This window comes from Paeniglutamicibacter sp. NPDC012692 (genome assembly GCF_042901625.1).
GTDB lineage: Bacteria > Actinomycetota > Actinomycetes > Actinomycetales > Micrococcaceae > Paeniglutamicibacter.
Genome location: NZ_JBIBDE010000024.1, coordinates 1 through 1,017, shown reverse-complemented (window position 1 = coordinate 1,017; position 1,017 = coordinate 1). Strand labels below are relative to the sequence as shown.

General features: G+C 65.8%; 1 protein-coding gene. It reads left to right on the top strand.

Annotated elements, in window-relative coordinates; all coding sequences use genetic code 11:
* Window positions 1-85 precede the first annotated feature (85 nt).
* Window positions 86-994: an IS982 family transposase gene (locus tag ACFY5D_RS22140; protein ID WP_387534774.1), complete on the top strand. Its 909-nt coding sequence runs from the start codon at window positions 86-88 to the stop codon at window positions 992-994.
* Window positions 995-1,017: the final 23 nt, after the last annotated feature.

Below are 1,017 nucleotides of genomic sequence, written 5' to 3'. Positions count from 1 at the left end.
CTAGATGATTGATTCCAAGGGGTGACAGCGCAGACAAGGGTGTCCAGACTCGAATTACTACCCGTATCGACCTTGGACGGTTCCGATGGACAACGACCTGGACACCCTTGCAACAGCACTGTACGCCTCGACGGATGACTTTTTGAAGGCCCATCCGGACGCGGCCCCGTGGCGTCCGGCGGTCGGTTTGCAACCGCTGATCACGGACGCCGAGCTGGTCACCGTGGCCGTGCTCCAGGCCCTGCTGGGCTTCACCTCGGAACGGCGCTGGCTGCGCCATGCGCGGGTTGACCTGCTCGAATGGTTCCCCTATTTGCCGGAGCAGTCCGGCTACAACAAGCGACTGCGCCACCTGGGGGAAACCCTGCAGGCGGTGATCGCCCATTTGGGCCGGGACACCGGCTTGTGGGCCGACGGGATCTGGGTGGCCGATTCGACCCCCGTCGAGTGCGGGCGCTCCCGCGAGACGGCGCACCGCTCCGAGCTGGCGGGGTTCGCCGAATACGGGTACTGCGCCTCGCATTCGCGCTGGTTCTGGGGCCTGCGCCTGCACCTGTTGTGCACGCTGTCCGGGCTGCCGGTGGGCTTCGCGCTGACCGGCGCAAAGGCCGACGAACGCGAAACCCTGCTCGGGATCCTGGACTCCATGCCCGCCAAAATCGGGGCCGGGCAAATGATCCTGGCGGACAGGAACTACTACGGCAAGGTCTTCGAAACCGACCTGGCCGAGGCCGGCATCGTCCTGCTCCGGCCCGCCCGTCAGGGCGAGCGGCGACGGCCCGGCAGGGAGTTCCTCAAGCCGTTGAGGCAGGTCATCGAGTCAATCAACGACACCCTCAAGGGCCAGCTGGGCCTCGAGTCCCACGGAGGACACACCGTCGCCGGGGTCACCGTGCGGGTCCTGCAGCGCCTGCTCGCCCTGACCGCGGCCATCTGGCACAACCAAAACATCGGCCGGCATCCGCTGCGCTCATTGACCGCTTACGACCACTGAACCCTTGGAATCAATCATCTAGG

Bases quoted from the DNA above. Each gene is read 5' to 3' on its own strand.
- ACFY5D_RS22140 (WP_387534774.1), top strand. From the start codon at position 86: ATGGACAACGACCTGGACACCCTTGCAACAGCACTGTACGCCTCGACG.